We start from the raw sequence: 22,140 nt of genomic DNA, 5'->3' as shown, positions 1-22,140 counted from the left end.
CTTCAGGGCTGTTTGCGAGTGGTGCGGGTGGTGTGGTCCACGACGCGCAGAAAATGATCGGCGACGTCGAGCATGCGGTTGGCGAACCCCCATTCGTTGTCGAACCAGGCCAGCAGGTTCACCAGGCGAGGGCCGGAAACACGGGTCTGGCTGGCATCGACGATGGCCGAATGCGGGTCATGGTTGAAATCACAACTGGCGTGGGGCAGCTCGGTATACGCCAGCAGCCCCTGCAACGGTCCGCTCAGGGCCGCGTCCCGCAGCACCTGGTTGACCTCGGCGGCCGTGGTGTCGCGGGTGGTTTGCAGGGTGATGTCCAGGCACGACACGTTCACCGTCGGTACACGCACGGCTTTGGCCTGGATTCTCCCGACAAGTTCCGGGAGCAGTCGCTCGATACCTCGGGCCAAGCCGGTGGACACCGGAATCACCGACTGGAACGCCGAACGGGTGCGGCGCAGGTCTTCGTGGTGATAGGCGTCGATGACGGGTTGGTCGTTCATCGCCGAGTGGATGGTGGTGATCGACACATAGTCGATGCCGAACGCCTGATCCAGCACCCGCAGCAGCGGCACGCCGCAGTTGGTGGTGCAGGAGGCGTTGGACACCAGCAACTCGTCGCCGGTCAGGCAGTCCTGGTTGATGCCATAGACCACGGTGGCATCGACGTCCTGCTCGCTGGCCATCGGCTGGGAAAACAGCACCCGCGGTGCGCCCGCATCAAGGAAGCGCTGGCCATCGGCGCGGGTGTTGTAGGCCCCGGAGCATTCCAGTACCAGGTCGACGTTCAGCGCTGCCCAGTCGATGCCCTCGGGTGTGGCACTGCGCAGTACTTTCACGCAGTCGCCATTGATATGCAGACAGTCGCCGTCGACCTTCACCTCGCCGGGGAAACGCCCGTGGGTGGAGTCGAAGCGTGTCAGATATTCCAGACTGGCCTGGTCGGCCAGGTCATTCAGCGCAACGATCTCGAAGCCCGCCTTCGCGCCCCGTTCGACGAGTGCGCGCAGGACGCAACGACCGATACGGCCGTAACCGTTGAGTGCAACTTTATAGGGACGCGGTTGAGACATTGGGGGCTCACGGAACAGATCGTTATCGGCAATCGGCGGTTTTTTGCGTTGTCGCATTCGGTGACAAGCCCGCCCCTGCAAGTGCGGGGGCGGGCTTGTCATCGATCCGCAGATCCTTACATCAGTCTTCCAGCAGCTCTTCGGCGGTACCCAGGATGTTTTCCAGGGTGAAGCCGAACTCTTCGAACAGTGCGCTGGCCGGAGCCGATTCACCGTAAGTGGTCATGCCGATGATGCGACCTTCCAGGCCGACGTACTTGTACCAGAAGTCAGCGTGGGCAGCTTCGATGGCGATGCGCGCACCGACTTCCAGCGGCAGTACCGACTGCTTGTAGCCAGCGTCCTGGGCGTCGAACACGCTGGTGCTCGGCATCGACACGACGCGGACCTTGCGGCCCTGCTCGGTCAGCTTGTCGTACGCCTGAACGGCCAGGCCCACTTCGGAACCGGTGGCGATCAGGATCAGCTCAGGCTCGCCGGCGCAGTCCTTGAGCACGTAACCGCCACGGGCGATATCGGCGATCTGCTGGGCGTCACGATCCTGATGCTGCAGGTTCTGGCGCGAGAAGATCAGCGCCGAAGGGCCGTCCTTGCGCTCCAGGGCGTGCTTCCAGGACACCGCCGATTCAACGGCGTCAGCCGGGCGCCAGGTATCCAGGTTCGGCGTGCTGCGCAGGCTGCTCAGTTGCTCGATCGGCTGGTGAGTCGGGCCGTCTTCGCCCAGACCGATGGAGTCGTGGGTGTAGACGTGGATCACGCGCTGCTTCATCAGGGCGGACATGCGCACCGCGTTACGGGCGTATTCCATGAACATCAGGAAGGTCGCGCCGTAAGGCACCAGGCCGCCGTGCAGGGCGACGCCGTTCATGATTGCGGTCATGCCGAATTCGCGCACGCCGTAGTACATGTAGTTGCCGTTGGCATCTTCATGGCTGACGCCCTTGCAACCTTTCCACAGGGTCAGGTTGGAACCGGCCAGGTCGGCCGAGCCGCCGAGCAGTTCCGGCAGCAGTGGGCCGAAAGCGTTCAGGGTGTTCTGGCTGGCCTTGCGGCTGGCGATGGTTTCGCCTTTGGCGGCCACTTCGGCGATGTAGGCGGCGGATTTCTCTGCGAAGTCGGCCGGCAGGTCGCCGTTCAGACGACGCTTCAGTTCGCTGGCCAGCTCAGGGAAGGCGGCGGCGTAAGCGTCGAAGCGCTTGTTCCACTCGGCTTCAGCGGCGGCACCGGCTTCCTTGGCGTTCCACTCGGCATAAATCTCGGCAGGCACTTCGAACGGACCGTAGTTCCAGTTCAGTTCCTTGCGGGCCAGGGCGATTTCGTCGTTGCCCAGTGGGGCACCGTGGCAATCTTCCTTGCCCTGCTTGTTCGGCGAACCAAAACCGATGATGGTCTTGCAGCAGATCAGGGTAGGCTGCTCGCTCTTGCGGGCGGTCTCGATGGCGGTCTTGATTTCGTCGGCATCGTGGCCGTTGACGTTGCGGATCACCTGCCAGTTGTAGGACTCGAAACGCTTCGGCGTGTCGTCGGTGAACCAGCCTTCGACTTCACCGTCGATGGAGATGCCGTTGTCATCGTAGAAGGCAACCAGCTTGCCCAGGCCCAGGGTACCGGCCAGGGAAGCGACTTCGTGGGAAATGCCTTCCATCATGCAGCCATCGCCGAGGAACACATAGGTGTTGTGATCGACGACATTGTGGCCAGCACGGTTGAACTGGGCGCCCAGCACTTTCTCAGCGAGGGCGAAGCCCACGGCGTTGGCCAGGCCCTGGCCCAACGGACCGGTGGTGGTCTCGACGCCAGGGGTGTAGCCGAATTCCGGGTGGCCCGGGGTGCGGCTGTGCAGTTGGCGGAAGCTCTTCAGGTCATCGATGGACAGGTCGTAGCCGGTCAGGTGCAGCAGCGAATAGATCAGCATCGAGCCGTGACCGTTGGACAGCACGAAGCGGTCACGGTCAGCGAAATTCGGGTTGCTCGGGTTGTGCTTCAAAAAGTCACGCCAAAGAACCTCGGCGATATCCGCCATGCCCATGGGGGCACCGGGATGGCCGCTGTTGGCTTTTTGCACGGCATCCATGCTGAGGGCACGAATGGCGTTGGCACGCTCACGACGGCTGGGCATCGCTTGTCTCCTGGGGCTTGAATAAAGAACGAACGGAAAAAAGGCGGCCATTTTCGCCCAGGCGCATGCCCGGGGGCAATGACGGATGGTCGAACTGGAACGATTTTCCTGCGTTTGCGCGGTGATTCCGTGGCCGGACCAACGAAACAGCCGAAAAAGCCTGCCCCGCCGACAGTTTTAGCTCCGTCCATCGACCAATATCAAAACTTTTTGATATTGGTCTTGCGACGCGGGTTTGGCCTGACTAGACTGCCGCCCCATGAATATTCGCGTACCCGTTCCGGATTCTCGGCAAAGCGACCGCCTGGCTGCCCTGTGCAAGTCGGGCGGCGACCCGCTGCGCCTGAACGTGTTGCGCGTGCTGGCCAGCGATTCGTTCGGCGTGCTGGAACTGGCGCAGATCTTCGCCATTGGCCAGTCCGGCATGAGCCACCATCTCAAGGTGCTGGCCCAGGCCGAACTGGTGGCGACCCGCCGCGAAGGCAACGCGATCTTCTATCGCCGCGCCCTGCCCGACGGCCTGAGCCTGGGCGGCAAGCTGCACGCCGCGCTGCTCGAGGAAGTCGACGGGCTGCCGCTGGCGGAAGACATGCAGGCGCGGATCGGCCAGGTCCAGCAACGGCGCGCGGCCACCAGCCAGGACTTCTTCCTCCGCGTGGAAGAGAAATTCCGCGCCCAGCAAGACCTGATCGCCGGCCTGGCGCAGTACCGCGAAAGCCTGCTGACGCTGCTCGACAAGCTCAGCTTCGAGCCCGGCGCGAGCGCCCTGGAAGTCGGCCCCGGCGACGGCGAATTTCTTCCCGAGCTGGCCCGGCGCTTCGCCCAGGTCACCGCACTGGACAACAGCCCGACCATGCTCGACCTGGCCCGCCAGGTCTGCCAGCGCGAACGGCTGGCTAACGTAAACCTGCAACTGGCCGATGCCCTCAATACCACCGAGGTCCAGGCCGATTGCGTCGTGCTGAACATGGTCCTGCACCACTTCAGCGATCCGGCCGCGGCCCTGGAACAACTGGCCGAACGCGTCAAACCAGGCGGCAGCCTGTTGGTTACAGAGTTATGCAGCCACGACCAGAGTTGGGCCCGCGAAGCCTGCGGCGATCTCTGGCTGGGCTTTGAACAGGACGACCTGCTTCGTTGGGCGTGCGCTGCGGGACTGGCTCCCGGAGACAGCCTCTATGTGGGCTTACGTAATGGTTTCCAGATCCAGGTCCGCCATTTTCAGCGGCCGACTGGCAACACTCACCACCGGTAAATTTAGGAACCCGTCGAGATGAGCGAATACTCCCTTTTCACCTCCGAGTCCGTATCTGAAGGGCATCCGGACAAAATCGCCGACCAGATTTCGGACGCGGTGCTGGACGCCATCATCGCGCAAGACAAATTCGCCCGTGTGGCGTGTGAAACCCTGGTGAAAACCGGCGTGGCGATCATCGCTGGCGAAGTGACCACTTCGGCCTGGGTCGACCTCGAAGACATCGTGCGTAAAGTCATCGTCGACATCGGCTACAACAGCTCCGACGTCGGCTTCGATGGTGCGACCTGCGCCGTCATGAACATCATCGGCAAGCAGTCCGTGGACATCGCCCAGGGCGTTGACCGCAGCAGGCCGGAAGACCAGGGCGCCGGCGACCAGGGCCTGATGTTCGGCTACGCCAGCAACGAAACCGACGTGCTGATGCCAGCACCGATCTGCTTCTCGCACCGTCTGGTCGAGCGCCAAGCCGAAGCGCGCAAATCCGGCCTGCTGCCGTGGCTGCGCCCGGATGCCAAATCCCAGGTCACCTGCCGCTATGAAGGCGGCAAGGTTGTCGGTATCGACGCGGTCGTGCTGTCCACCCAGCACAACCCCGAGGTTTCGCAGAAAGACCTGAAAGAAGCCGTGATGGAGCTGATCGTCAAGCAGACCCTGCCTGCCGAACTGCTGCACAAGGACACCCAGTTCCACATCAACCCGACCGGCCAGTTCATCATCGGTGGCCCGGTAGGCGACTGCGGCCTGACCGGCCGCAAGATCATCGTCGACAGCTACGGCGGCATGGCCCGTCACGGTGGCGGCGCGTTCTCCGGCAAGGATCCATCCAAGGTTGACCGTTCCGCCGCGTACGCCGGTCGTTATGTCGCCAAGAACATCGTTGCCGCCGGCCTGGCCGAGCGTTGCGAAATCCAGGTCTCCTACGCCATCGGCGTGGCCCAGCCGACCTCGATCTCGCTGAACACCTTCGGCACCGGCAAGATCTCCGACGACAAGATCATCAACCTGGTGCGCGAGTGCTTCGACCTGCGTCCGTACGCAATCACCACCATGCTTGACCTGCTGCACCCGATGTATCAGGGAACCGCTGCCTACGGTCACTTCGGCCGTACCCCGCAGCAGAAGACTGTCGGCGACGACACCTTCACCACCTTCACCTGGGAACTGACTGACCGCGTGGACGCCCTGCGCGCCGCCGCCGGCCTGTAATCCCCCAGCGTTGAAAGAGCCCCGGCCGGGTCACTGGCCGGGGCTTTTTTGTGTCCGAGGGTTGCATCGCCGCACCGTTTTCAAACGGTTTCGCGGCGTCGAAACATGGCCTGACACACCGGGCCAAACACCTTGGGCACTTCATTCCTAGGCTGTGATTTCCATTCCGCCGAGCAAGGACGCTCGTCATGCCGTTGATCACCGCCCTGCTGTTGTTTTTCCTTTCTCTCCCGGCCTTCGCCCAGGCCTGCCCCGACTGGTCCAGCAGCGTTGCCACCCGCCAGCTCACTGAACTGCGGGAACGCCTGGCCATCTGGGACGACCACTACCACCGCCTCGGTGTTTCGCTGGTCAGCGACGAACTGTACGACCAGCACCGCGCACGCCTGCACCGCCTGCAAGGCTGTTTCCCCGGTACCGATATCAACACCGCCAACCCGCTGGCCAGCGCGGCCGGCCCGATCCGCCATCCGGTGGCGCACACCGGCCTCGACAAGCTGGCGGACGAGAACGCCGTCGCGGCCTGGCTCAAAGGCCGGCAAGACGTGTGGGTCCAGCCCAAGGTCGATGGCGTGGCGGCGACGCTGATCTATCAGGGCGGCACACTGGTGCAACTGATCAGCCGCGGCGATGGCAGCACCGGTCATGACTGGAGCCGGCATATCCCTGTCCTCGACCCTGCCCTGCGCAACCTCGACGAACCCCGCGACCTGACCCTGCAAGGCGAGCTGTTTTGGCGCCTGGACGGCCATGTCCAGGCCAGCGCCGGCAGCCTCAACGCCCGCAGCCGGGTCGCCGGCCTGCTGGCCCGGCATCAGGTCAGCGCCGAAGACGGGCGCAACCTGGGCCTGTTTATCTGGGCCTGGCCCGATGGCCCGCAAGATCCCCGTGAACGCCTCGCCCGGCTCACCGCCCTTGGCCTGCGCAATAGCGAAACCTACAGCCAGCCGGTCAACCGCCTCGAAGACGCCGTGCGCTGGCGCCAGCACTGGTATCGCTCGCCCCTGCCATTCGCCAGCGACGGTGTGGTGCTGCATCAGGCTCGGCAACCGCCGGCGGAACGCTGGCAGCCGCGGGCGTCGCACTGGAGCGCGGCGTGGAAATACCCGTTCGCCCAGGCCGTGGCCGATGTGCGGGACGTGCACTTCCGGGTTGGCCGAACCGGTCGCATCACCCCGGTCATCCAGCTTGAACCGGTGCGCCTCGATGACCGCCTGGTGCGCCAGGTCAGCGCCGGCTCGCTGCAACGCTGGCAACAACTGGATATCCAGCCCGGCGACCAGATCACCCTCAGCCTGGCCGGGCTGACCATTCCGCGGATCGAAGCGGTCACCCAGCGCGGCCCACGACGGGGCGACGTGACACCGCCTGCGCCAGACACCTATCACCCGCTGAGCTGCTGGCAGCCAGACGTCGGCTGCCGCGAGCAGTTTCTCGAGCGCCTGACCTGGCTGGCGGGCAAACAGGGGTTGAACATGCCAGGCGTCGGCCCCGGCGCCTGGAACAAACTGCTCGACGCCGGCCGGCTGAACAGCCTTGCCGACTGGCTCGACCTACAGCCGGACGACCTCCTGAGCATCAACGGCATCGCCGAGCGCAGCAGCCAGCAGTTGCATGCCGCCTTCGGCCAGGCGCGTGCCCAGCCATTCAGCCGCTGGGCCAGGGCGCTGGGCGTACCGGCGCCGAAACAGACCGACCTGGGCGATTCCTGGGCCGCACTGGCCTCGCGCAGCGCCGCGCAATGGCAACAGGAGCCGGGTATCGGGCCGCTGCGCGCGGGGCAACTGGTGGCGTTCTTCAACGATCCGCAGGTCAGGAAACTCGCCGTTCGTCTGGCCGAACATGTAATCGAGGGTTTCTAAATCCCGTGGATCAGGGCAGCATCACGGGTTCTGCTTGCCCGACGACGGAGCTTTTATGAAATCGATTTCCCCGCTTGCCCTGTTCACTCTCTGCGCTGTACTCGCGGCCCCTGTGCTGGCCGCCGAAGAACAGCCGGGCCTGACCGGATGCGCCGCCAAAGAGCAGGCCATCAGCACTCAGATCGAACAGGCCCGCAGCCACGGCAACGCCGAGCAGCAAGCCGGGCTGGAAAAGGCCCTGAGCGAGGTGAAGGCCAACTGCACCGACGCCGGCCTGCGCAAAGAGCGCGAACAGAAAGTCCTCGACGCCCGCCACGAAGTCGCCCAGCGCAAGAAAGACCTCGACAAGGCCATGAAGAAAGGCGACTCGGAGAAGATCAACAAGCGCAAGGACAAGCTGGCCGAAGCCAACAAGGAACTGCAGGACGCCCTGCAGGAACTGGAGAAGTAAGGCGGGCTTTCAGACATCGCGACAGCTCGGCACCCGCCGAACCGTCGCGATCACTGTTTCTCAGTGGTTCCTGAACTCGGTATGACACGCCTTGCAAGCCGCCTCGACCTTGTCCATCGGCACCTGCAGCTGCGCGGCCTGCAACGGCTGAACGCGGGTGACGGTCACAAGCTCCGCCGTCGTCGCCTCGAGTTGCCGCGCCAGTTCCTCGAACCGCGCCTGCTTCTCCCAGACATCCGCGCGGGCGCTGGTATCATCCGTTTCCTTGACCTGCGGAAAATGCTTCCACGGCTCACGGGACAGCCCGTCGAGCTTGACCGCGCCGTCGGCGAATTTCTGCCCGTCGAAGTTCACCCGCCCGCGCAACATGCCGCCCATGTCCTCGCTGGTCTTGAGCATCTGCTTGAAGATGGCCTTGCGCTGGCCCAGCGGCGAATTCGGATCGACCCCGCCACAGGCGGTCAGGGTCAGGCAGGCCAGGAGTACAACGGAACAACGCTTGAGCATCATGGTCATCAACGGCTCACGGTAAAAAAGGCGGCCAGTATCCTCGCCTCACCGGCAAAGACCAATACCCCCAAGAAAACTACGGGTTGGGCAACGGCCCTAGCGCCCGCACGACCCGCAAAGGAAATACCCGCATGAATATTCCCCTGCGCCGCCTCGGCTGGAGCCTTTCCCTGTTTGCCCTGCTTGCTGGCTGCAACGGCGGCGCCCCGGAAAAATCCAAACCGCACCCGGTCGCCACCTACACCCACGCCACCTGGCAAGACCTGCCAAGCGTCGCCGAAGCCGATCTGGTGGCCGGCTTCGAAGCCTGGCGCAGCGCCTGCCAGCGCCTCAAGAACGACCCGGCCTGGGGCCCGACCTGCGCCGCGGCGGCCAACGTTCCGGCGGATGCCCGGCAGATTCGCGACTTTCTCGGTAATCAGTTGGAGGTCTACAGCCTGCGCTCGGCGGAAAACAGCGCCAACGGCCTGATCACCGGCTACTACGAGCCGGTCTATCCCGGCAGCGAAACCCGCACCGAGCGCGCCAACGTGCCGGTCTACGGCATCCCCGATGACCTGATCGTGGTGGCGCTGGACAGCGTCTATCCCGAACTCAAGGGTAAGCGCCTGCGGGGCCGCCTCGAAGGCCGCACCCTCAAGCCCTACGACACCGCCGAAGTGATCCAGCGCCAGGGCGTGAAAGCGCCGGTGGTGGCCTGGCTGACGGACCCGATGGACCTGCAGTTCCTGCAGATCCAGGGCTCGGGCCGTGTCCAGCTTGATAACGGCCGGCAACTGCGCCTGGGCTACGCCGACCAGAATGGCCACCCTTATCGCCCTGTGGGCCGCTGGCTGGTGGAGCAGGGTCAATTGAACAAAGAGGACGTGACCATGAGCGCCATCCACGCCTGGGCCCAGGCCAACCCGACGCGGGTGCCGGAATTGCTGGCGAGCAACCCCAGCTACGTGTTCTTCAGCACCCGCCCGGACAGCAATGAAGGCCCGCGCGGCTCGCTCAACGTACCGCTGACCGCCGGCTATAGCGTGGCGATTGACCGCAAGGTGATCCCGCTGGGCAGCCTGCTCTGGCTGTCCACCACCCGTCCCGACGGCAGCCCGGTGGTGCGTCCGGTGGCGGCGCAGGACACGGGCGGCGCAATCGCCGGTGAAGTGCGCGCGGACCTGTTCTGGGGAACGGGCGAAGCAGCCGGCAAGCTGGCGGGGGACATGAAGCAGCAGGGGCAGATCTGGTTGCTGTGGCCGAAGGGGATGGCCTTGCCGGCAGTGCCGCAGACCGAGGCCAAGTAAGCAGGCTCACAGCTTCTGTGGGAGCGAGCTTGCTCGCGAACGGGCGCGCCGCGGCCGCAGAAATGGGAGCGCTATGCGCTCCTTCGCGACGGTTCTGCGCCCCGACAAACTCGCGCCAAAAAGAGCACCGCCAATCAGGCCGAAACCACAAAGAAACTGATGATCAACCCAACCCCGACAAACCACACCACCGACCGCAGCGCCGCCCAGTCCGCCAGGTAGCAGATGATGTAAAGCAGGCGACTGGTGATGAACAGCACCGCCAGCACGTCCTGGGTGACTTGCTCGGCATTGCCGACAACATCCGCGATCAGCACCGCCGCGATAAACGCCGGCAAAATCTCGAAGCTGTTCATCTGCGCCGCGTGCGCCCGGCGCGGCCAGCCTTCGAGCTTGTCGAGGAAAGCCCGGGGATCATGGTTGTGGCGCAGGTTGAAGCGCCCGCTGCCGAACTTGGCGACGCTCGTACACAGGTACGGCAGGCACAGGGCGATCAATACACACCAGAAGGCGACAGTCATGGTTCAGTCCTTGTCAGAATCGAGGTTCGCGCCGGGTCAGAATTTCATCACCAGCATGCCGATCAGCACCAGCGCACAAGCCAAGAGCCTGGGCCCACCGAAAGGTTCTTTGAGGTAGCGCATGCCCAGCAGCACCACCAGGATCACGCTCACCTCGCGCAGCGCCGCCGCTTCGGCCACCTACCCGAGGTGCATCGCCCAGAGCACCAGAGCGTAGCTGAGCAATACGCAGACACCCACCGCCAGGCCAAGCTTCCACTGAGTCCGCCAGAACAGCACGAACGGCGCGCGCCGCGACACCGTCGCCAGCAGCGGAAATGGCAGGGAACAGGCCAGCGTCAGCCACACCAGATAATCCAGCGGCTGCGACCAGCGCCGGATCGCCTGGCCGTCGAGCCAGGTGTAGCAACCGATGCACAACCCGATCAGCGCCACCACCGGCAGCATCGACCACGGCAGGCGATCACCGCCGCCCCCGCGCCAGAGCAGGCAGGCCATGCCGCACGGGATCAACAGGATACCGATGATCTGCTGGCTGCTGAGGTCTTCGCCGGCGAACACCAGCGTCAGGGCCAGCACTACCAGGGGCGACAGGCCGCGCATCAGCGGATAGACCAAGCCAAGGTCGCCCACCCGATACGCCTTGATCAGCAGGACCCGATAGACCAGCTCGAAGCCCGCCGACGCCAGCAACCACGGCCAGATATCCGCCGGCGGCAACTGGACGAAACCGACCATCACCAGCGCGAACAGCAGGGCCACGGTATCCATGCTGGCGATCACCAGCAGACGCTCGCCGCTGAATTTGATCAGGGTATTCCAGGTTGCATGCAGCAGTGCCGCGACCAGCACCAGAGAAGTCGCTACCACGTCTCGATTCCTTCGCCATCTGCGGACAGGGTCCGTAAGCGGACGGCGAAGTTTCAACCAGCGGCAACAAAACAGCCAGCGCGCTGTCAATGGCGACATTGAAAAAAACTGTGTCCCGAAACGGTCAAAAGGCCATCAAAGTCTTTGCCCGCCTCGTTCGGGCACCGACTTGGAAGCCAATACAGGACCTAGGATGCTTGAGTTAGTTGCCGCGTTTATCTGTCTCACTACCCTCCTCACTTACGTGAATTACCGCTTTATCGGCCTGCCGCCCGCCATTGGCGTCATGGTCACCGCCCTGCTGTTCTCCCTGATGCTCCAGGCCCTGAGCCTGATCGGTTATCCGGGCCTGGAAGAACGCGTCGAAGGCCTGATGAACCAGATCGACTTCAACGACCTGTTGATGCACTGGATGCTGTCGTTCCTGCTGTTCGCCGGCGCCTTGCACGTCAACCTCGCCGACCTGCGCAGCTACCGCTGGCCGATCGGCCTGCTGGCCACCCTCGGCGTACTGATCGCCACAACGGTGATCGGCTTTCTCGCGCACTGGGTGTTCGCCTTGTTCGGCTGGAACGTCAGCCTGATCTACTGCCTGCTGTTCGGCGCCCTGACCTCGCCCACCGACCCGATTGCCGTGCTCGGCGCGCTGCGTACCGCCAATGCCTCGAAACCGCTGAAAACCACCATCGTTGGTGAATCGCTGTTCAACGACGGCACCGCGGTGGTTGTGTTCACTGTGCTGCTGGGCATCGTCCAGCTCGGCGAAACCCCGAGCGTCTCGGAAACCGCGATGCTGTTCGTTCGCGAAGCGATTGGCGGCGTGGTCTTCGGCGGCATCATCGGCTACTTCACCTACCGCATGATCAAGAGCATCGAGCAGTACCAGGTCGAGGTAATGCTGACCCTGGCGCTGGTCATCGGCGGCTCGGCGATGTGCTACGAGCTGCACGTTTCGGCACCGATCGCCATGGTGGTGGCCGGTCTGATCATCGGCAACATGGGCCGCAACCTGGCCATGAACGACATGACCCGGCGCTACATGGACGGTTTCTGGGAACTGATCGACGACATGCTCAACGCCCTGCTGTTCGCCCTGATCGGACTGGAACTGTTGCTGCTGCCGTTCAACTGGATGCACCTGGCGGCCGGCAGCGTGCTGGCGGTGGCGGTGCTGCTGTCGCGGCTGCTGACCGTGGCTCCGGCGATCGTCCTGCTGCGGCGCTGGCGCAGCGTGCCGAAAGGCACTGTGCGGGTACTGACCTGGGGTGGTTTGCGGGGCGGGGTGTCGGTGGCCCTGGCGCTGTCGCTGCCAATGGGCGATGAGCGTGACCTGCTGCTGTCGATCACCTACATCGTGGTGCTGTCGTCGATCCTGGTACAGGGATTGACGGTTGGGCGGGTGGTGCGGGGCGTTAGCGAACAGACGTCTTGAGCTGCAAGTTTAAGCTTCAAGCTACAAGAAAAAGCTGAAGCAAGAGCAGCACTGCGGTCTGCTCTTGCTCTTTCTTGTGGCTTATAGCTTGCCGCTTACCACTTGTCAGCTTATTCGACGGCGCTGTCCGGGAACTGGTCCTCGATGTACTTGATCTCGGTCCGTCCATGCGCTGCCGGCAAGCCGTCATCGCCCAGGTTGACGAACACCATGCGCTCGACGGTAAGCACCGCCTTGCGGGTGATCTTGTTGCGGACTTCGCACTTGAGGGTGATCGAGGTGCGGCCGAACTCGGTGGCGGTGATGCCCAGTTCGATGATGTCACCCTGGCGCGAGGCGCTGACGAAGTTGATTTCGGAGATGTACTTGGTCACCACGCGCTGGTTGCCCAGCTGGACGATCGCGTAGATCGCCGCCTCTTCGTCGATCCAGCGCAGCAAGCTGCCGCCGAACAAGGTGCCATTGGGGTTGAGGTCTTCGGGTTTTACCCATTTGCGGGTGTGAAAATTCATGCGTGCTCCTACCGGCCTGGCATGTGAAGCAGAGCCACCGAGGCCCTGCCACTACATGGTAGCCCCATTCTTTGGACGCAAACCATCGCTGGTATACGACCATCCGCCAGTCGTCGGTCGTACGCGACGCTTTGGCCCTTGGGCGCGCGCGAAAGCCCGGCTATAATCCCCGCGTTTTTCGGCGATGGTCCCCCGCGACCGTCGCTCCCGCCACCCGACCGAGGGGCGCTGCAGCAGGTTGACCCTGTCAGGCTCGGTCGGGGCGTTGTCCGTATGCTTCATCACGGACCCTTAACGCACAACGGCGCCCATTCGCACACTACGAATGGAGGCTCTTCATGAGCGCTGTAAACACGCCTGCAGGTTTTAACGATTTCAAGGTCGCCGACATCTCCCTGGCCGCCTGGGGCCGTCGCGAAACCATCATCGCCGAGTCGGAAATGCCTGCGCTGATGGGCCTACGTCGCAAGTACCAGGAAGAGCAGCCACTCAAGGGCGCGAAAATCCTTGGTTGCATCCACATGACCATCCAGACCGCCGTGCTGATCGAAACCCTGGTTGCCCTGGGTGCCGAAGTACGCTGGTCGTCTTGCAACATCTTCTCCACCCAGGACCAGGCCGCTGCCGCCATCGCCGCCGCCGGTATCCCTGTGTTCGCCTGGAAAGGTGAAACCGAGCAGGAGTACGAGTGGTGCATCGAGCAGACCATCCTCAAGGACGGTCAGCCATGGGACGCCAACATGATCCTCGACGACGGCGGCGACCTGACCGAAATCCTGCACAAGAAATACCCGGCGATGCTGGACAAGATCCACGGCGTCACCGAAGAAACCACCACCGGCGTACACCGTCTGCTGGACATGCTGGCCAAGGGCGAGCTGAAAATCCCGGCAATCAACGTCAACGACTCGGTCACCAAGAGCAAGAACGACAACAAGTACGGCTGCCGTCACAGCCTGAACGATGCCATCAAGCGCGGCACCGACCACCTGCTGTCGGGCAAACAAGCCCTGGTGATCGGCTACGGTGACGTGGGCAAGGGCTCGGCCCAGTCGCTGCGTCAGGAAGGCATGATCGTCAAGGTCACCGAAGTCGACCCGATCTGCGCCATGCAAGCCTGCATGGACGGTTTCGAACTGGTTTCGCCGTTCATCGACGGCATCAACGATGGCACCGAAGCCAGCATCGACGCGGCCCTGCTGGGCAAGATCGACCTGATCGTCACCACTACCGGTAACGTCAACGTCTGCGACGCCAACATGCTCAAGGCCCTGAAGAAGCGCGCCGTTGTCTGCAACATCGGTCACTTCGACAACGAAATCGACACCGCTTTCATGCGCAAGAACTGGGCATGGGAAGAGGTCAAGCCGCAGGTCCACAAGATCCACCGTACCGGCAATGGCGACTTCGATCCGCAGAACGATGACTACCTGATCCTGCTGGCCGAAGGCCGTCTGGTGAACCTGGGCAACGCCACTGGTCACCCAAGCCGGATCATGGACGGTTCGTTCGCCAACCAGGTCCTGGCACAGATCTTCCTGTTCGACCAGAAGTTCGCCGACCTGAACGCTGCGCAGAAAGCCGAGCGCCTGACGGTTGAAGTCCTGCCGAAGAAACTCGACGAAGAAGTGGCCCTGGAAATGGTTCGCGGCTTCGGCGGCGTGATCACCCAACTGACCCCGAAACAGGCCGAGTACATCGGCGTGTCCGTTGAAGGTCCATTCAAGCCACACGCCTACCGCTACTAACAGCAGCTACAAGCTGCGAGCTGCAAGTTTCAAGCAATGGCGGTCTTGTGCCGCTCTTGCTTGCTCTTGCAGCTTGCCGCTTGAGGCTTGCGGCTGAAGGAATTTCAAATGACTCAGGAACGCCGTTACAGCTTCGAGTTCTTCCCGACCAAGACCGACGCTGGACATGAAAAACTGCTCGCCACCGCTCGCACCCTGGCCGGCTACAACCCGGACTTCTTTTCCTGCACCTACGGGGCTGGCGGATCGACCCGCGATCGCACCCTGAATACCGTGCTGCAACTGGAAAACGAAGTGAAGGTCCCGGCCGCACCGCACCTGTCCTGTGTCGGTGACAGCAAGGAAGAGCTGCGCAACCTGCTCGTCCAGTACAAGGACGCCGGCATCAAGCGCATCGTCGCCCTGCGCGGCGACCTGCCTTCGGGCATGGGCATGGCCAGCGGTGAACTGCGCTACGCCAACGACCTGGTCGAGTTCATCCGCCAGGAAAGCGGTGATCATTTCCACATCGAAGTGGCCGCCTACCCGGAGATGCATCCGCAGGCACGCAGCTTCGAAGACGATCTGATCAACTTCGTGCGCAAAGCCAACGCCGGCGCCGACAGCGCCATCACCCAGTACTTCTTCAACGCCGACAGCTACTTCTACTTCGTCGAGCGCGTGGAAAAACTGGGCGTGAAGATCCCGGTCGTACCAGGGATCATGCCGATCACCAACTACAGCAAGCTGGCCCGCTTCTCCGACGCCTGCGGCGCCGAGCTGCCGCGCTGGATCCGCAAGCAACTGGAAGCCTACGGCGACGACGCCAAGAGCATCCAGGCGTTCGGTGAAGAAGTCATCAGCCGCATGTGCGAACAACTGCTGCAAGGCGGCGCACCGGGTCTGCACTTCTACACGCTGAACCAGGCCGAACCGAGCCTGGCGATCTGGAACAACCTCAAGCTGCCGCGTTGATCGATCCGGCGATGGTGTCCGTAAATTCCGGCGCCATCGCCACTCCAGGCTTTCTGCACTCGCTTTCGCGCGATGCATCCCGTATACAGCCACCATGCCCTATCTCGCCCGCCTGCTGACCGTCCTGCTACTGAGCTGCATGAGCCTGCTGGCCCATGCCGAGCGGCTGCGTATCGTCACGGATCCGTGGGCGCCCTACGTCTATGAAGAAAACGGCCAGCCCAAGGGCATCGACTATGAAGTCACCGCCGAAGTGTTCAAGCGCCTGGGTGTCGAGGTGGACTGGCAGTTCATGCCGTGGCGGCGCTGCATGCTGATGGTCGACCAGGGTCTGGCCGACGGCGTGCTGGATATTTTCCAGAACGCGCAACGCAGCAGCCAATTGTTCTACCCCAACGAACCGCTGTCGGAAGTCGAATTCGTGCTGTTCCAGGCCAACGACCGGCCACATGCGGTCAACAGCCTCGACGACCTGCGCGACCTCACCGTCGGCACCTCCGCCGGCTATGACTACGGCAAGGCGTTTCTGGAGTCGCCGCTGTTTCGCCGCGAAGCCGCACCGACCCAGGAAGCCAACTTCGGCAAGCTGCAACGCGGGCGCATCGACCTGGTGATCACCGACCGCCGCGTCGGGCGCTATATGCTTGCCCAACTCGGTCTGGAGCAGCAGATCAGCGAACTGCCGCTGGTCATCGACCGCCAGCGCCAGTACCTCGCGGTACGCCGCAACGCCGGCATGGACCTGCTCGCCCAGCGCTTCGCCGCCGAGCTGCGGCGCTTCAAGCAGGAGCCGGCCTACGCCGAGCTGCATGCGCGCTACGGCGATGTCACGCCGGGCGCTACAAAAACCGTTGAGCAGCAGGAACGCAGCACTCCCTGATTGCTCTGTTATACTCCGGCCTTCCCGCCAGGCTTACGCCCGGACGCTCGGCCTTACAAAAGGCATCCCGACCGGTAAAACAGCGAGGCCCAAAGCCCGCTCACCGCTCCCGGATGCGCATTGAAGACCCTGCAGGACCGGACGCGACAGCATCCCTCGATGCCCCTCGCGCCAGGCAAGATCATCCCATAGGGCCCAGCCCCCAATAGAACAGGATTTCTCATGTCCTTTGCTTCCCTCGGTCTCTCCGAGGCTCTAGTCCGCGCTATTGAGGCTGCGGGCTACACCCAGCCTACTCCGGTGCAACAGCGGGCCATTCCCGCCGCGTTGCAAGGTCGCGACCTAATGGTTGCGGCGCAGACAGGTACTGGTAAAACCGGCGGTTTCGCCTTGCCGATCCTCGAGCGTCTGTTTCCCGGTGGTCACCCGGACAAGTCCCAGCGTCATGGCCCGCGCCAGCCGCGCGTACTGGTCCTGACCCCGACCCGCGAACTGGCCGCCCAGGTCCACGACAGCTTCAAGACCTACGCCCGCGACCTGAAATTCGTCAGCGCCTGCATCTTCGGCGGCGTTGGCATGAACCCCCAGGTCCAGGCCATGTCCCGCGGCGTTGACGTGCTGGTGGCCTGCCCGGGTCGCTTGCTCGACCTCGCCGGCCAAGGCAGCGTCGACCTCAGCCACGTTGAAACGCTGGTGCTGGACGAAGCCGACCGCATGCTCGACATGGGCTTCATCCACGATGTGAAGAAGGTCCTTGCCCGCCTGCCGGCCAAGCGCCAGAACCTGCTGTTCTCGGCAACCTTCTCCAAAGACATCACCGACCTCGCCGACAAGCTGCTGCACAACCCCGAGCGCATCGAGGTCACGCCGCCGAACACCACCGTCGAGCGTATCGAACAACGCGTCTACCGCCTGCCGTCCAGCCACAAGCGCGCCCTGCTCGCTCACCTGATCACCGCTGGCGCCTGGGAACAGGTCCTGGTGTTCACCCGTACCAAGCACGGCGCCAACCGCCTGGCCGAGTACCTGGAAAAGCACGGCCTGACCGCCGCCGCGATCCACGGCAACAAGAGCCAGAACGCCCGCACCAAAGCCCTGGCCGACTTCAAGGCCGGTACCGTGCGGATCCTGGTCGCAACCGACATCGCCGCCCGCGGCCTGGACATCGACCAGTTGCCTCACGTGGTCAACTTCGAGCTGCCCAACGTCGAGGAAGACTACGTTCACCGTATCGGCCGTACCGGCCGTGCCGGACGCTCCGGCGAAGCGATCTCGCTGGTCGCGCCTGATGAAGAGAAGCTGCTCAAGAGCATCGAGCGCGTCACCCGTCAGCGGATCCCGGATGGCGACCTGCTGGGCTTCGATTTCTCCGCCGTCGAGGCCGAGAAGCCGGAAACCCGCGAGCCACGCCCGCAGAACAACCAGCGCCGTGGTCAGCGCGCCGACGGCAGCAATGCCGGGGGTCGCAAGGACAAGGGCAAGGATAAAGGCAAGGAAAAGGACAAACCGGCCGGTGACAAGCCTGCCGAGAAAGCCGCTGGCGGTCGTCAAGAGCGCAAGCCACGCGATCAGAAGCCACGCCAGCCTCAGACTGCCAAGGCTGCTGCACCGTCGACAGCCAACTCGGGAAACCGTGATCCGGAAGTCTTCCTGGATGACGACGTCGACAACTTCGGTAACCGCGCCGACTACGTCAGCCCTTACCAGGGCAAAGGCGGCCAGGGCCGCAACCGTCGTCCGGGCGCACCCGCCAGCGCCGGCACCGCAGGTAGCGGCCAGCCACGCGCCAACGCACCTCGCAGCAATGGCGCCGCTCCACGCGGCGACAAAGCGGCTGGCGGCGAGAAACGTGGTGGTGGTCCGCGCACCGGTGGTGGTGCCCGTGATGGCCAGCCACGTCGCGAAGGCAGCAACAACCGCAACCGTCGCCCGGCCCGCGAAGATCGCCAGGAACCGGCCGTACGCAGCGCGCGTGAAGAACAGCCGCAACAGCAGCCGAAGATCATGCACAAGGAATCGAAGGTCGACCGTTTCCCGTCGATCGAACAGCTCGAGCAACTGCCGAGCCGTCCTCGTGGTGAGAAACCGGCGCTGCTGACCCGCAATCGCTGAGTCAACGCCGTAAACGAAAACGCCGCCCCAAGGGGCGGCGTTTTTGTTGGCGAGGCAGAAATTACTTCTGTTTCACGCCTTCCAGGGAGATGTCCAGGTCCAGGGTCTGGGAAGCAGGGCCTGGGCCTTCGATACCGAAGTCTTTCAGGTTCAGGGTGGTGGTAGCGTTGAAGCCTGCACGCTCGCCGCCCCATGGATCCTTGCCTTCGCCAACGAAGGTGGCCTTGAAGGTGACCGGCTTGGTCACGCCGTGCAGGGTCAGGTCGCCGGTCACATCAGCAGTTTTCTCGCCGGTCGATTTGACAGCGGTGGAGACGAACTTGGCTTCAGGGAATTTGCTGACGTCCAGGAAGTCCTTGCTGGCGATGTGCTTGTCACGTTCAGCGTGGTTGGACCAGACGCTGGCGGTTTTCAGGTCGACAGCGATCTTGCTGGCTTCAGGCTTGGCGGCATCCCAGGAGAACGAACCGTCGAACTCCTTGAAGGTACCGTGGATGAAGCTGTAGCCCAGGTGGCTGATCTTCCAGTCGACGAATGCGTGCTGGCCTTCCTTGTCGATCTTGTAATCGGCGGCCATGGCCTGACCAGCCGAGAGCAGAGCGGTACCGAGCGCCAGAGCGGCAAAAGTCTTCTTCAACATACTTTCTATTCCTTTGGAGTGGAGGTTGAACATCAAGCCTTGCGGCCCAGCATGCGCACCAGGGTCGCGTCACGGTCGATAAAGTGGTGTTTTAGAGCGGCCAGCCCGTGCAGGCCGGCGAAAATCACCAGACCCCAGGCCAGATAGAAGTGGATCGCACCGGCGATATCGGCCTGATCAGGCAGGCCGGAAACGAGTGCCGGAACTTCGAACAAGCCGAATACCGGGATCCCCGCGCCTTCAGCGGTGGAGATCAGGTACCCGGCGATCAACACGCCAAACAGACCCACGTAGAGCAGCATGTGGCCAGCTTTGGCGGCGAAACGGGTGAAAGCGTCGTGGGTGGCCGGGGCAGGAGGCGGCGGGCTGACAAAACGCCACAGCACCCGCAGCAGCATCAGCGCCAGCACGGTCAGGCCAATGCCTTTGTGCAGTTCAGGCGCGGTATGGCGCCAGGAGCTGTAGTAATCCAGCCCGACCATCCAAAGGCCCAGACCGAACAGACCGAACACCGCCAGGGCAACGCCCCAGTGCAGGACGATGCTGATCAGACCGTAACGAGAAGATGAATTGCGAAGCTGCATTTGCCTGGTTCCCCGTAAGAATTGCTACCAAGACTAACCGGATATCTATCGAATGAAAGCGGAAAATTTCGCTTTGAACTATCGGAAAAATCGATGCTTAGTCTGCAACAGGGGCGTTAAGGAAACATTAACGCCAGGGGAAGGACTGTAGCTGATGTAAGCCGTGGGAGCGGGCGCTCCCACGGATAAAGGCTTGTCAGCCTGCCTTGGCCTGGGTATTGGAGGCCGGCTTCTTCGCCGGCTCCTTTTTGGCTTCGGTCTTTTTCGCAGGAGCTGGCGCGGGTTTCTTCACTGGCGCAGCCTTGGCCTCGGCCTTCTTCGCCGGCGCATGTGCGGCCGGAGCGGCCTTGGCTGGCGCGGCTTTCACCGGTGCGGCCTTGGCCGGCTCTTCCTTGGCAACGGGTGCAACGGCTGCCGGCGCGGCAGGCGCAGGCGCTGCTCCCGGAGCTGGGGCGGCGGCTGGTTCGACCGCCTTGGCGGTTTCAGGGGCCGCAGCAGGCTTGTCGTCACCGCCACCGAACAGGCGCGAGAAGAAGCCGCCGCCGCTGTCTTTCTCTTTCTTCGCGGCGACCGCTGCGGCAGCCGTTCCTGCCGCAGCAGTGGCAGCAACCGATTTGACCGGATCAAACGACTTGCCCGCCGCCAGATCACGCACTTGGGTGGCGGCACGCTGGCCGCTGCGCAGTGCGCCTTCCAGGGTGCCCGGATACAGCGAATCGGTGTGTTCGCCGGCAAAGGCAACACGTTGTACCGGACGCTCCCACAGGCGCCAGTATTTGCTGATCTGCCCCGGACCATAGGCCAGGTACGAACCGCCAGTCCCGACGTCGGTGCTGTAGCGGCGCACTTCATAACCGGTGAACGCGCCACGCGCCTGTGGATAGAACGCATGCAGGCGGATCAGCACCTGATCGACCATCTGCTTGTCGCCAAACGCCTGCAGCAGGCGGGCGTTGTCGCCCGAAAGGTTGATCACCACGTTGGCGCCGCCTTTCAGCGCGGGCTCGATCCACAGCATGCCGAGGCCGGTGTTGCTGAAAATCTCGCCGGACATGCGCGCGCGGCTTTCCCAGACCGGGGTCTTGAACTTCAGCAGCAACTGGTCACGCCAGCCGTAGTTGGTGCCTTTGAGCGCGGCCAAGTGCTGGTTGTCCAGGCCCGGAGTCATCTGGATATTCGACAGCGCGCGCAGCGGCACGGCCAGCACCAGGTAATCGGCCTGGTAGCCGACACCGCCGACCTTGACGGTCACGCCGTCCTTGTCCTGGCTGATGGCGGTCACCGGCGAACTGGTCTTGATGGTTTTCAACTGTTTGACGAAGGCCTGGGCCAGCACCGGGCTGCCACCTGGCAGACGGGCGGCGCGCAGGTCGCGGTCGCTGACGCCGCGATAGACGCGGTTCTGCTGAGCGAAGTAGAGCAGCGACAGGCGCGACGGCTCGTCATAACGGGTACGAATCTGCTGGTTGACCAGTTGCCGCGCGGTGGCCGGCAGTTGCAGCTTGTCCAGCCAGGTGGAGACGTTCATCTGGTCGAGGGCGAACAGGGTGCTGTTGGCCGCCGGGTTTTCCGGATCGCTGATGGAGGCGGCGAGGTCGTCGACGGTCTTCTCGTAGCGCTTGAGCGCCTCGGCGGTGGCCGGTTGCTTAGTGGTCAGGTCGGCGGCGCTGAAATACTCGCCGTCGATCAGATAGCCGGGGGTCCGGACGAATTCCGGGGCGGGCAAGGTGGTGATCTTGAAGCTGTCCAGGTACTGGTTGAGCACCGGCTGGACCTTGCTGTTGGCGATCCATTCGCTGGTGGCCAGGCCCGAACGCCCGCCAATGCTGGATTTGGCTTCCAGCAAGGTGACCTGCCAGCCCTTGTTCTGCAGCTCGTACGCCGCGGTCAGGCCCGCCAGTCCGCCGCCGACCACGATGGCCGTAGGGGTCTTCGCCGCCGCCATCGCCCCCGCGCTGAACAGCCCAATAAACACCAGCGCGCAGCCGCGCAGCCAACCAGCAGACATGTGTCGAACTCCGGATCAAAGGCAGAAAAAGGTGGGGAAGAACGCCCCGGGCAGATGCCGTGCAGGATACGTCACCCCGACCATGCCCGCCAGCAAGGGTCCGGCCGATTG

General features: G+C 63.4%; 18 protein-coding genes, 1 pseudogene and 1 riboswitch. Of the genes and pseudogenes, 10 read left to right on the top strand and 9 right to left on the bottom strand.

Going from position 1 to position 22,140, the window contains the following annotated elements; genetic code table 11:
• Window positions 1-2 precede the first annotated feature (2 nt).
• Both epd and tkt read right to left on the bottom strand, forming a co-directional pair.
• Window positions 3-1,073, bottom strand: coding sequence for an erythrose-4-phosphate dehydrogenase (gene epd, locus HWV67_RS30320; protein WP_175653893.1), 1,071 nt, complete (start codon window positions 1,071-1,073; stop codon window positions 3-5).
• Between the two features lie 121 nt (window positions 1,074-1,194).
• A complete protein-coding gene (gene tkt, locus HWV67_RS30315; protein WP_110973376.1) occupies window positions 1,195-3,192 on the bottom strand; it encodes a transketolase in 1,998 nt (665 codons plus the stop codon).
• A 259-nt stretch (window positions 3,193-3,451) separates the two neighbouring features.
• On the opposite strand from tkt, the gene HWV67_RS30310 reads away from it, so the two are divergent.
• From HWV67_RS30310 to HWV67_RS30295, 4 genes are all read left to right on the top strand, one after another.
• Window positions 3,452-4,447: an ArsR/SmtB family transcription factor gene (locus tag HWV67_RS30310; RefSeq protein WP_095155882.1), complete on the top strand. Its 996-nt coding sequence runs from the start codon at window positions 3,452-3,454 to the stop codon at window positions 4,445-4,447.
• Window positions 4,448-4,465: 18 nt separating this feature from the next.
• Complete coding sequence (metK, locus tag HWV67_RS30305; protein WP_175653892.1) at window positions 4,466-5,656, top strand: methionine adenosyltransferase; 1,191 nt, start codon at window positions 4,466-4,468, stop codon at window positions 5,654-5,656.
• Window positions 5,657-5,844: 188 nt separating this feature from the next.
• The gene (gene ligB / locus HWV67_RS30300) at window positions 5,845-7,518 is read left to right on the top strand and encodes an NAD-dependent DNA ligase LigB (protein ID WP_175653891.1); all 1,674 of its coding nucleotides are present in this window, start codon (window positions 5,845-5,847) and stop codon (window positions 7,516-7,518) included.
• 55 nt (window positions 7,519-7,573) lie between these two features.
• Complete coding sequence (locus tag HWV67_RS30295; RefSeq protein ID WP_175653890.1) at window positions 7,574-7,969, top strand: DUF1090 domain-containing protein; 396 nt, start codon at window positions 7,574-7,576, stop codon at window positions 7,967-7,969.
• A gap of 60 nt (window positions 7,970-8,029) precedes the next feature.
• Here the strand turns inward: HWV67_RS30295 and HWV67_RS30290 are convergent, their stop codons facing one another.
• The gene (locus HWV67_RS30290) at window positions 8,030-8,479 is read right to left on the bottom strand and encodes a c-type cytochrome (RefSeq protein ID WP_175653982.1); all 450 of its coding nucleotides are present in this window, start codon (window positions 8,477-8,479) and stop codon (window positions 8,030-8,032) included.
• Between the two features lie 131 nt (window positions 8,480-8,610).
• On the opposite strand from HWV67_RS30290, the gene mltA reads away from it, so the two are divergent.
• A complete protein-coding gene (mltA, locus tag HWV67_RS30285; RefSeq protein WP_175653889.1) occupies window positions 8,611-9,768 on the top strand; it encodes a murein transglycosylase A in 1,158 nt (385 codons plus the stop codon).
• Between the two features lie 134 nt (window positions 9,769-9,902).
• On the opposite strand, the gene HWV67_RS30280 is transcribed toward mltA, so the two are convergent.
• Complete coding sequence (locus HWV67_RS30280) at window positions 9,903-10,289, bottom strand: MAPEG family protein (protein WP_175653888.1); 387 nt, start codon at window positions 10,287-10,289, stop codon at window positions 9,903-9,905.
• A gap of 36 nt (window positions 10,290-10,325) precedes the next feature.
• Window positions 10,326-11,159: pseudogene (locus HWV67_RS30275) on the bottom strand (EamA family transporter).
• Window positions 11,160-11,352: 193 nt separating this feature from the next.
• On the opposite strand from HWV67_RS30275, the gene HWV67_RS30270 reads away from it, so the two are divergent.
• The gene (locus HWV67_RS30270) at window positions 11,353-12,591 is read left to right on the top strand and encodes a cation:proton antiporter (RefSeq protein ID WP_175653887.1); all 1,239 of its coding nucleotides are present in this window, start codon (window positions 11,353-11,355) and stop codon (window positions 12,589-12,591) included.
• A 110-nt stretch (window positions 12,592-12,701) separates the two neighbouring features.
• Here HWV67_RS30270 and HWV67_RS30265 read toward each other — a convergent pair whose 3' ends face one another.
• Window positions 12,702-13,103 carry an acyl-CoA thioesterase gene (locus HWV67_RS30265; RefSeq protein WP_095155874.1) on the bottom strand — a complete coding sequence of 134 codons (402 nt, stop codon included), beginning with the start codon at window positions 13,101-13,103 and terminating at the stop codon, window positions 12,702-12,704.
• Between the two features lie 214 nt (window positions 13,104-13,317).
• Window positions 13,318-13,420, top strand: a riboswitch (S-adenosyl-L-homocysteine riboswitch).
• A 21-nt stretch (window positions 13,421-13,441) separates the two neighbouring features.
• Between HWV67_RS30265 and ahcY the strand changes: the two genes are divergently transcribed.
• The 4 genes from ahcY to HWV67_RS30245 all read left to right on the top strand — a co-directional run bounded on the left by ahcY (window position 13,442) and on the right by HWV67_RS30245 (window position 18,797).
• Window positions 13,442-14,851, top strand: coding sequence for an adenosylhomocysteinase (ahcY, locus tag HWV67_RS30260; protein WP_095155873.1), 1,410 nt, complete (start codon window positions 13,442-13,444; stop codon window positions 14,849-14,851).
• A 108-nt stretch (window positions 14,852-14,959) separates the two neighbouring features.
• Window positions 14,960-15,805: a methylenetetrahydrofolate reductase [NAD(P)H] gene (metF, locus tag HWV67_RS30255; RefSeq protein WP_175653886.1), complete on the top strand. Its 846-nt coding sequence runs from the start codon at window positions 14,960-14,962 to the stop codon at window positions 15,803-15,805.
• A 94-nt stretch (window positions 15,806-15,899) separates the two neighbouring features.
• A complete protein-coding gene (locus tag HWV67_RS30250) occupies window positions 15,900-16,685 on the top strand; it encodes a substrate-binding periplasmic protein (RefSeq protein ID WP_175653885.1) in 786 nt (261 codons plus the stop codon).
• A gap of 222 nt (window positions 16,686-16,907) precedes the next feature.
• Complete coding sequence (locus HWV67_RS30245) at window positions 16,908-18,797, top strand: DEAD/DEAH box helicase (RefSeq protein WP_175653884.1); 1,890 nt, start codon at window positions 16,908-16,910, stop codon at window positions 18,795-18,797.
• A 61-nt stretch (window positions 18,798-18,858) separates the two neighbouring features.
• On the opposite strand, the gene HWV67_RS30240 is transcribed toward HWV67_RS30245, so the two are convergent.
• The 3 genes from HWV67_RS30240 to HWV67_RS30230 all read right to left on the bottom strand — a co-directional run bounded on the left by HWV67_RS30240 (window position 18,859) and on the right by HWV67_RS30230 (window position 22,029).
• Window positions 18,859-19,437, bottom strand: coding sequence for a YceI family protein (locus tag HWV67_RS30240; protein WP_175653883.1), 579 nt, complete (start codon window positions 19,435-19,437; stop codon window positions 18,859-18,861).
• 32 nt (window positions 19,438-19,469) lie between these two features.
• A complete protein-coding gene (locus HWV67_RS30235) occupies window positions 19,470-20,021 on the bottom strand; it encodes a cytochrome b (RefSeq protein ID WP_175653882.1) in 552 nt (183 codons plus the stop codon).
• A gap of 196 nt (window positions 20,022-20,217) precedes the next feature.
• Window positions 20,218-22,029 (bottom strand): flavin monoamine oxidase family protein, encoded by a 1,812-nt coding sequence (locus tag HWV67_RS30230; RefSeq protein ID WP_175653881.1) that lies wholly within the window; start codon window positions 22,027-22,029, stop codon window positions 20,218-20,220.
• Window positions 22,030-22,140: the final 111 nt, after the last annotated feature.

Source organism: Pseudomonas sp. Marseille-P9899, from assembly GCF_903166565.1.
GTDB lineage: Bacteria > Pseudomonadota > Gammaproteobacteria > Pseudomonadales > Pseudomonadaceae > Aquipseudomonas > Aquipseudomonas huaxiensis.
The sequence above is the reverse complement of the archived record's forward strand: the minus strand, read 5'-3'. Positions and strand labels throughout refer to the sequence as shown.

Bases quoted from the DNA above. Each gene is read 5' to 3' on its own strand.
- HWV67_RS30310 (WP_095155882.1), top strand. From the start codon at position 3,452: ATGAATATTCGCGTACCCGTTCCGGATTCTCGGCAAAGCGACCGCCTG.
- HWV67_RS30250 (WP_175653885.1), top strand. From the start codon at position 15,900: ATGCCCTATCTCGCCCGCCTGCTGACCGTCCTGCTACTGAGCTGCATG.
- HWV67_RS30290 (WP_175653982.1), bottom strand. From the start codon at position 8,479: ATGATGCTCAAGCGTTGTTCCGTTGTACTCCTGGCCTGCCTGACCCTG.
- HWV67_RS30280 (WP_175653888.1), bottom strand. From the start codon at position 10,289: ATGACTGTCGCCTTCTGGTGTGTATTGATCGCCCTGTGCCTGCCGTAC.
- HWV67_RS30240 (WP_175653883.1), bottom strand. From the start codon at position 19,437: ATGTTGAAGAAGACTTTTGCCGCTCTGGCGCTCGGTACCGCTCTGCTC.
- epd (WP_175653893.1), bottom strand. From the start codon at position 1,073: ATGTCTCAACCGCGTCCCTATAAAGTTGCACTCAACGGTTACGGCCGT.
- tkt (WP_110973376.1), bottom strand. From the start codon at position 3,192: ATGCCCAGCCGTCGTGAGCGTGCCAACGCCATTCGTGCCCTCAGCATG.
- HWV67_RS30270 (WP_175653887.1), top strand. From the start codon at position 11,353: ATGCTTGAGTTAGTTGCCGCGTTTATCTGTCTCACTACCCTCCTCACT.
- ahcY (WP_095155873.1), top strand. From the start codon at position 13,442: ATGAGCGCTGTAAACACGCCTGCAGGTTTTAACGATTTCAAGGTCGCC.
- ligB (WP_175653891.1), top strand. From the start codon at position 5,845: ATGCCGTTGATCACCGCCCTGCTGTTGTTTTTCCTTTCTCTCCCGGCC.
- HWV67_RS30245 (WP_175653884.1), top strand. From the start codon at position 16,908: ATGTCCTTTGCTTCCCTCGGTCTCTCCGAGGCTCTAGTCCGCGCTATT.
- HWV67_RS30265 (WP_095155874.1), bottom strand. From the start codon at position 13,103: ATGAATTTTCACACCCGCAAATGGGTAAAACCCGAAGACCTCAACCCC.
- mltA (WP_175653889.1), top strand. From the start codon at position 8,611: ATGAATATTCCCCTGCGCCGCCTCGGCTGGAGCCTTTCCCTGTTTGCC.
- HWV67_RS30235 (WP_175653882.1), bottom strand. From the start codon at position 20,021: ATGCAGCTTCGCAATTCATCTTCTCGTTACGGTCTGATCAGCATCGTC.
- metK (WP_175653892.1), top strand. From the start codon at position 4,466: ATGAGCGAATACTCCCTTTTCACCTCCGAGTCCGTATCTGAAGGGCAT.
- metF (WP_175653886.1), top strand. From the start codon at position 14,960: ATGACTCAGGAACGCCGTTACAGCTTCGAGTTCTTCCCGACCAAGACC.
- HWV67_RS30230 (WP_175653881.1), bottom strand. From the start codon at position 22,029: ATGTCTGCTGGTTGGCTGCGCGGCTGCGCGCTGGTGTTTATTGGGCTG.
- HWV67_RS30295 (WP_175653890.1), top strand. From the start codon at position 7,574: ATGAAATCGATTTCCCCGCTTGCCCTGTTCACTCTCTGCGCTGTACTC.